The 7,508-nt window shown below is 72.8% G+C and carries 8 protein-coding genes; 6 read left to right on the top strand and 2 right to left on the bottom strand.

Annotation, left to right across the window (positions count from 1 at the left end):
* Positions 1-36 precede the first annotated feature (36 nt).
* The 6 genes from B9G38_RS12855 to B9G38_RS12830 all read left to right on the top strand — a co-directional run bounded on the left by B9G38_RS12855 (position 37) and on the right by B9G38_RS12830 (position 5,684).
* A complete protein-coding gene (locus B9G38_RS12855) occupies positions 37-1,215 on the top strand; it encodes an iron ABC transporter permease (protein WP_086220615.1) in 1,179 nt (392 codons plus the stop codon).
* A complete protein-coding gene (locus tag B9G38_RS12850; RefSeq protein WP_086220614.1) occupies positions 1,216-2,127 on the top strand; it encodes an ABC transporter ATP-binding protein in 912 nt (303 codons plus the stop codon).
* Between the two features lie 84 nt (positions 2,128-2,211).
* A complete protein-coding gene (locus B9G38_RS12845) occupies positions 2,212-3,393 on the top strand; it encodes an ABC transporter substrate-binding protein (protein ID WP_086220613.1) in 1,182 nt (393 codons plus the stop codon).
* Positions 3,394-3,570, top strand: coding sequence for a hypothetical protein (locus tag B9G38_RS18295; protein WP_198945688.1), 177 nt, complete (start codon positions 3,394-3,396; stop codon positions 3,568-3,570).
* A 175-nt stretch (positions 3,571-3,745) separates the two neighbouring features.
* A complete protein-coding gene (locus tag B9G38_RS12835) occupies positions 3,746-4,570 on the top strand; it encodes an FAD-binding protein (protein WP_086220611.1) in 825 nt (274 codons plus the stop codon).
* A gap of 25 nt (positions 4,571-4,595) precedes the next feature.
* Positions 4,596-5,684, top strand: coding sequence for a hypothetical protein (locus B9G38_RS12830; RefSeq protein ID WP_086220610.1), 1,089 nt, complete (start codon positions 4,596-4,598; stop codon positions 5,682-5,684).
* A gap of 94 nt (positions 5,685-5,778) precedes the next feature.
* Here the strand turns inward: B9G38_RS12830 and B9G38_RS12825 are convergent, their stop codons facing one another.
* Entirely contained in the window at positions 5,779-6,840 is a 1,062-nt protein-coding gene (locus B9G38_RS12825; RefSeq protein WP_086220609.1) for a TrmB family transcriptional regulator sugar-binding domain-containing protein, read from the bottom strand.
* A 118-nt stretch (positions 6,841-6,958) separates the two neighbouring features.
* Positions 6,959-7,508 (bottom strand): alpha-amylase family glycosyl hydrolase (locus tag B9G38_RS12820; protein ID WP_143415445.1); only part of this gene is annotated, 550 nt, incomplete at its 5' end.

Below are 7,508 nucleotides of genomic sequence, written 5' to 3'. Positions count from 1 at the left end.
GGTCCCGTGCGCGTCGACGACCGCTTCCGGGTCGAGGTGGGCGGCGACGGACGGACGATCGGCGGTGGGGTCGCGGGCGGCCGAGCGGCGGCCGACGGCCGGCTCGGGTGGCTGTTCGATCCCCGCCTCCTGACGGTCGCGGCCGGGAGCCTCGCCCTCGTCGTCCTCGCGGGGCTCGTTCAGGTGAGCTTCGGGGCATACTCGATGACGGTCGGGCAGGCGTGGCGGGCCGTCCTCGACCCGGCCGTCCTGCTCGACCCGCGGTGGTTCCTCAACTTCCTCCTCGGCGAGGAGCCGATGCGGGCGGTCACGGGGTTCCGGGGCGAGCTGCCGGAGCTCGCGCGCGAGACGCTCGTCGTCTGGAGCATCCGCCTGCCGCGAGTGCTCGTCGCCGTCGTCGTCGGGATGAACCTCGCCGTCTCCGGCGCCATCTTCCAGGCGGTGACGCGCAACGAACTCGCGAGCCCGTTCATCCTCGGCGTCTCCTCGGGCGCCGGGCTGACCATCCTGCTCACGCTCGTCGTGTTCGGCGGGCTCTCGGCGTTCCTCCCGCTGATCGCGGCGCTCGGCGGATCGGTCGCGTTCCTGATCGTCTACGCTATCGCGTGGAAGAACGGGACGAGCCCGGTCCGGCTCGTGCTCGCGGGCGTCATCGTCGGGACCGTCTTCAACAGCCTCCAGACGGGGCTGTTCTTTTTCGCCGACGACATCGGCGTCGTCCAGTCGGCGATCCAGTGGACGACGGGGTCGCTGACGGGGACCGACTGGGAGCAGGTCCGGACCGCGCTCCCGTGGACGCTCGTGGCGGTCGTGCTGTCGCTCGTCGGCTCGCGGCAGCTGAACCTCCTCCTCCTCGGCGAGCAAACGGCGAAGTCGCTGGGGATGTCGATCGAGCGGGTCCGGTTCGCGCTCTCCGGCGTCGCCGTGCTGGCGGCCGCCGCCAGCATCGCGGTAGCGGGGATCGTGAGCTTCGTCGGCCTCATCGTCCCGCACGTGGTCCGGAACCTCGTCGGCAGCGATTACAAGCGGGTGATCGTCGGCTGCCTGTTCGTCGGCCCGGCGCTGATGGTCGGCGCCGACGTCGGCGCGCGCCTCGGGGTGAGCGTCCTAACCGGCGCGGACGCACAGATCCCGGTGGGGATCGTCACCGGGCTGGTCGGCGGCCCGTACTTCCTGTATCTGATGCGGCGGCGGCAGAACGTGGGTGAGCTCTGAGTGTGCATATTCCGTGCGAACGCGACCGAACCGGAGGGATCGAGCGGCAAGACCGAAACGCGCGGCGCGAACGGCCCGCGCGACGGGACCGGACAGACAGGAGCCGGCGACGCGACCGACGCGAGCGACCTCAACGCCGAGGACCTCGTGGTGGGCTACCCGACCGCCCCGGAGCCGGTGATCGACGGCGAGTCGATCGCGGCCGAGCCGGGCGCGGTGACGGCGCTCGTCGGGCCGAACGGCTCCGGGAAGAGCACCCTCCTGAAGGGCTTGGCGGACCAGATAGCGCCCGACGACGGCTCGGTCCTGCTCGACGGGCGCGACGTCCAGTCGATGGACGCGAAGCCGCTCGCGAAGCGGCTCGGGCTGCTCTCGCAGGAGCGCACGTCGCCCGAGAGCATCACCGTCGAGGACCTCGTGTACCACGGTCGCTACCCGCACCGGGGGTTCTTCGAGCGGACGACCGAGGAGGACGCTCGCGCGGTCGAGCGCGCAATCGACCTGACGGGCTGCGGCCACCTGCGCGACCGCGAGGTTGGGAGCCTGAGCGGCGGGCAGCGGCAGTTGGCGTGGATCGCGATGGCGTTGGCGCAGGACACCGACGTGCTCCTCTTGGACGAGCCGACGACGTTCCTCGACCTTCACCACCAGATGGAGGTGATGGAGGTAATCGAGACGCTCCGCGACGAGAGCGATGTCACCGTGGTCGTCGTCCTCCACGACATCGAGCAGGCCGCGCGGCTCGCCGACCGCGTGGTCGCGCTCAAGGGCGGGGAAGTCCGGGCGCGCGGCCCGCCGGAGGAGGTCGTCACGGAGGACCTGCTCTCCGAGGTGTTCCGCGTCGACGCCGACGTGGTCGGCACCGACCGCGGGCCGCGAGTCACGCCGATCCGCGCGCGCCACGAAGAGTGACCGGAACCGGTGCGGGGGAGCGACACGGTTTTAGGTCGCCCTAAAGATCGGAACGGTTAAATTGGTTTAGGCTAGCCTAAAAATATGCGCAGAAGCGACGAGGCAGTCGACGGACACACCCGGAGAGCGTTCGCGAAGTACGGCGGGACGGTCGCCCTCGGCGGACTACTCGCCGGCTGTGCCGGCGGCGGCGCGGAGTCCGATCCGTCGGGGTCCGACGGCGGCGACGAGAGCTACGCCGCGTCGATCTCGCCGACCGGCGAGGTGACGTTCGAGTCGCCGCCCGAGACGGTGTTCACGCGGCTCACTCACCACGCGGGCATGGCGTTCGCCCTCGGACGGAGCGACGGGCTCACCGCGATGCACGCGCCGGACTACTACGACGGGCTCTGGAACCAGTTCGTCGAGCGGCTCCCCGGCGTCTCGCTCGACTGGTCGGGGCTCTACTCCTCGTGGCAGCCCGACAAGGGGAAGCTGTACGAACTCGACAGCGACGTCCACCTCGCCGACCCGGCGTGGATCACCCGGCAGGACGCGTGGAGCCGCGAGGACGTCGACGAGATCGCCGAGCGCGTCTCGCCGTGGTTCGGCAACTCCCTCTCCGACCGCCACCAGGAGCCGACGGGCGAGTGGGCCGACGGGTACCAGTACTACGGCCTCTGGGAGCAGTTCGAAATCGTCGCGGAGGCGTTCCGCGAGCGCGAGCGCTACGAGGCGCTCGCGGCCGTCCGCGAGGAGCTCCTCGCGACGATCGACGATGGGCTCCCGCCGGAGTCGGAGCGCCCGACCGCGATCATGGTCGCGGCCGCCGACATCGAGCAGATCTACGCGTACACGCTGAGCAACCCCGGCTTCCTCACGTCGCACACGCGCCCGCTCGGGCCGCGCGACGCCTTCGGAGGGAGCGTCGAGTCCGGCACGGTCGTCGACTTCGAGACGATACTGGAAGCCGACCCCGACGTGATCCTCTACCTCGGCGGCTTCGAGCCCGGAACCGACATGGCCGGGCGGCGGGCCGCCTTCGAGGAGGACCCCGTCGGCTCGGAGGTCACCGCGGTGAAGAACGACCGGATCCACCCGCAGGGCGCGCGGTATCAGGGACCGATCCTGAACCTCTTCCAGCTGGAGATGACCGCGAAGCAGCTGTACCCCGACGCGTTCGGCGCGTGGCCCCGCTACGAGGAGGGCCCGTACCCGGAGATCCCCGAAGACGAGCGGCTGTTCGACCGGCAACGGGTGGCCGACGCGATCAACGGAGAGTTGTAGATGCGCGCCCGCGAGTGGACCGTCGCGGCGACGTGCGGCGACCCGACCGACTACGACGTGCCCGCGCTGCCGACGTGGCGCGTCGAGCGCGGCGAGTGCGGCGGGATCGCGTTCGCGGCGACCGACCGCGACGAGCCCTTCATCGCCGCGGAGCGGCCGGTCCGAGTTCGCCGATGACCGCGGGATCGTCGGCCGCTCCGGCGCGCCCGATCGACGCCTCGGCCCGCTCGGGTCGCGTCGGCGACGCGACCCGCGACCGAAGGCCGTATCTCGTCGCGGCGGCGTCAACGGGTATGGACTCGAACCGCGATCGGACCGGCGACGCCTTCGGACGTGGACGGGTGAGCGGGCGATGACGGCGGGCGCGACCGGAGCGGCCGAGGGCCCGGACGGCCCGACCGACGAGCGCCCGCGCGAGCGCGACGCGGTCGTCGTCGGCGGCGGCGTCGCCGGGCTCTCTGCGGCCGTGTACACCGCTCGGCAGGGGCTCGACACGCTCGTCGTCGACCCGGGCGGGTCGATCCTCCGCCGGAACGCGCGCCTAGAGAACTTCCCCGGCTTCCCGCTCGGCGTCGACCCGCGCCGCCTGCTGGACCTGCTCGGCGAGCAGGCGGAGACCGCCGGCGCGGACCGGCTCGACGCCCGGGTCACGCGGGTCTCGCTCGCCGACGGGGACCCCGACGCGGCCGACGCCGGAAACGCGGCGAACGGCGCCCGCTTCGCCGTGACCACCGACGAGGGCGACCGGATCGGTGCCCGACGGGTCGTCGCGGCGACGAAGAACGAGGTGGGGTATCTGACGGAGCTCGACGGCGTCGATATCGTCGACCACGGGAAGGCGTACGTCGACGCCGACGAGCGCGGGCGGACCGGCGTCGACGGGCTGTACGCCGCGGGACGGCTCGCCCGCAAACCCCACCAGGCGGCGGTGTGCGCGGGCCACGGCGCGGAGGTCGCCGTGACGCTGTTGGAGGAGTCCGACGAGCCGTTCTACCACGACTGGGTCGCGCCGGAGGGGTACTTCACCGACCGCGACCGCGACGTGCCGCCGGGCTGCGAGGAGATCGCCGCCGCCGAGCGCGAGGCGCGGGAGTCGGCCGCGCTCGACGCGACCCGCGACCGGTTCGCCGAGCCACACCCCGACCCGCAGGAGACGCACCCGAGCCTAGAGGAGTGACCGACCCGACACCGAGGACACGGCCGTGATCGGAACGACGCTGCTCGACATCGCGATCCACATCGAATCGCTCGCGAGCGAGGACGGCGAGTTCTCTCTCGTCTGCGCGCGGTACGGCGACCGCCCGGTCCCCGCCGCCGGTCTGCGGTTCGCGGACCGCGAGACGGCCCGCGCGGCCGCCCGGGCGACCGAGCAGTACCGCGACGCGCTCCGCCGCTACGACCCCGAACTCCCCTTTTACGACGTGATCGTCAGACAGGAGTTCGCGGAGCCGACGACCGGGACGGCGACCGGGGACCCGGGCCTCGACCGATTTGTCCCCGACCTCGACGTCGGCGCGGCCGACGAGCTGACCGACCGCGTGGTGGAGGCCGTCGACGACCGTCCCGCCGAGGGCGACCGCGACGCCGAGGGCAGCGACGGGAGCGCCCTCGATGGCGACGCGGATCCGCACCCCGACGCACCGACCCGGTCCGGACCGCCCGGACGGGGCCCGCGCCGCGACCGCGTCGAGTTCTGTCACGCCGCGGCGGCGGCGGCGTTCGAAGCGCTTTCCGCGGCGGGCCACGACCGCGTCGAGTCGGCGGTGATGGACGCGTACTTCGCGTTCGCGGAACGGCTCTCCGACCCCGACGACCTCTGTCTCTGCCTGCTCGAAGCGACGGCGATAGCGCTCGACCGCCACCTCGATCCGGAGGCGCAGGCGACGGTGCTGTCCGCGGCCGCCGAGCGCCTCCCGGACCCCGGGCCGACGCCGGCCGCGGACCCGGTCGCGGCCGCGTTCGACCGGCTCGCGGCGGTCGGCCTCGTCGACGACTACGAGCGCGTCGGCGGCTCCGAACGCGCCGACGACCCCGACCGGGCCGCCGAGGCCGAGCGCGGCGCGACCGTCCGCGTCTCCGGGTACGCGCTGTCTCCGACGGACGGCCGCGTCCCGACGCTGCCGGTGGCGCTGGAGGTGTGCCGCCGCGACCCGCGCGGTCGGCTCGCCGGCGTGGCGCTGCTCGGGGGCGGCGGCGACGCGACCGGTTCAGACTGCTGGTTCAGGGTCGATCCGGACGCTCCCTCCCTCGACGGCGGCCCGTCGAGCTCGTCGGTTCCCTCGGAGAGCTGACCGCCGCCGGGAGGACGCGTCGCTCCGCCGCGTGTTCCGGATCTCCGCGTCTCGGGGTCCGCGTCCCGGCCCTCCGGAACCCCGCGTCGCCGCCCTACTCCTCGTCCGACTCGATCCGGACGAGGTCCGCCTCGACGTCCTCGACGAACGCGCCCTGTCCCCCGACGGTGACCTCGCCGTCGTCGGTCTCGACGACGAGCGAGTGCTCGACCGGGAACTCGTTGTTCCTCGGCTCCACCATCCCCTGTTTCGTCTCGACGACGCGGCCGACGATCTCGGCCGCCTCGTCGTCGTCGGTCCACCGCCCCCCGACGGTCACCCGCGGCGGGTCGCCGGCGCGGAGCCGCAGGGTCGCCTGGAGGACGGTGTGTCTGAAGTCGGTGTACTCGACCGGGAGCGGCGCCGGCTCGGCGACGGCCATCTCGGTCGCGGCGGGCCAGTAGTTCCCGAGGAAGGAGCCGACAATCACGGGCGCGAGCTGCTCCTGGGCGAAGGCGATGGCCTGTCGGTCGGTGGTCGACTGCCGGAGGAGCTCGGGCGGGGAGACGACACCGGCCGCGGAGTCGACCGTGAGCAGCGTCGGCATCGCCTCGCTCCACGTCCGGATGACGTTCGCGACGCCCGACAGCGCGGGGTCGTCCGCGTCGAGGCTCGCGTCGGCGTCGGAGACGACGAGCAGGACGAGGACGCCGCGGTCGACCGCGTCGGCGAGCGCCTCGCGCACCTCGGGGAGCTGCTTCGCGGTGATCGAGAGCGTCACCTCGCTTTCGGCGTCCGCGAGCAGCGACCGGATCCGCTTGATTACCGTGACCCGCGATTTGATCACCTCGAACTGCTCGGCCTGGCGCTCCACGCGGGAGTACCGCTCCGCGAGCCCGGGTCGCATCGCGTCCACGTCCGACCGGAGCCGGTCTATCACCTCGTCCGGCGGGTTCGCCCGGATCGTCGTCGGCACGACGTGGTCGTTCACCTCGACGAAGCCGCGCTCCGCCAGCGACTCGCTCACGCTGTAGACGTACCGCTTCGAGACGCCCGCCGCGTCGGCGACGGTGCTCGCCTTCGCCTCGCCGTGTTCGAGCAGACTGAGATAGGTGTCGACCTCCTTATCAGAGAGTCCGAAGCGACGGAGGAGGTCGGTCAGCGTCCGGTCGTCCATACGCACGCCTCTGGCGAGCGACACTTATAGGAGTCGGTACCGGGCGGCTTCGCCGCTCCGCGACGGCGGCGACGGCGACGGCGACCGGTCACCGGAGCACGGCGGCGACGGCGACCGGTCACCGGAGCACGGCGGCGGCGTCGACCGCGACCCGGACCCCGGCATCGCCGTCGCCGCCGCCGTCGCGGTCCACCGCGCTTCCGTCGCCGAGCAGGTCCGTCTCGACCCCGTCGGGGACGGCGACGGTCGCCGGCTCCGTCGCGAAGTTGACGACGACGAGCAGGGGATCGGCCTCGCTCCCGTCTCCCCCCGCCGGCGTCCGCTCGTACGCGGTCACCCGCTCCGCGTCCCCTTCGACGACGCGCACGTCGGCCGCGCGACCCTCGAACGTCACGTCGCCGTCGCGGAGGAGCGGTTCGGCCCCGCGCAGCGCGACCAGCCGCCGGTGGAAGTCGGTGAGATCGTTGTCGCCGTCGTGCCACCGGATCGGCCCGCGGTACGTCTCGTTGCCGCGCTCCTGCCCGGCGTAGATCATCGGCGCCCCCGGCAGGGTGAACGTCACCGCGGCGGCGGCGCGGAGCGCGTCGCGACCGTACTCCGCGAGGTAGCGGTCCTCGTCGTGGTTCTCGACGTACCGCATCTGCGAGCGGCCGTCGTCGAAGCCGAGC

The organism is Halorubrum sp. SD612, from assembly GCF_002135005.1.
Note: the sequence above shows the minus strand (reverse complement) of the source record. Positions and strands in the feature narration are given on the sequence as shown.

What these genes read in the sequence shown, in the direction of transcription:
- B9G38_RS12845 (WP_086220613.1), top strand. Translation starts at nt 2,212, where the DNA reads ATGCGCAGAAGCGACGAGGCAGTCGACGGACACACCCGGAGAGCGTTC.
- B9G38_RS12835 (WP_086220611.1), top strand. Translation starts at nt 3,746, where the DNA reads ATGACGGCGGGCGCGACCGGAGCGGCCGAGGGCCCGGACGGCCCGACC.
- B9G38_RS12825 (WP_086220609.1), bottom strand. Translation starts at nt 6,840, where the DNA reads ATGGACGACCGGACGCTGACCGACCTCCTCCGTCGCTTCGGACTCTCT.
- B9G38_RS18295 (WP_198945688.1), top strand. Translation starts at nt 3,394, where the DNA reads ATGCGCGCCCGCGAGTGGACCGTCGCGGCGACGTGCGGCGACCCGACC.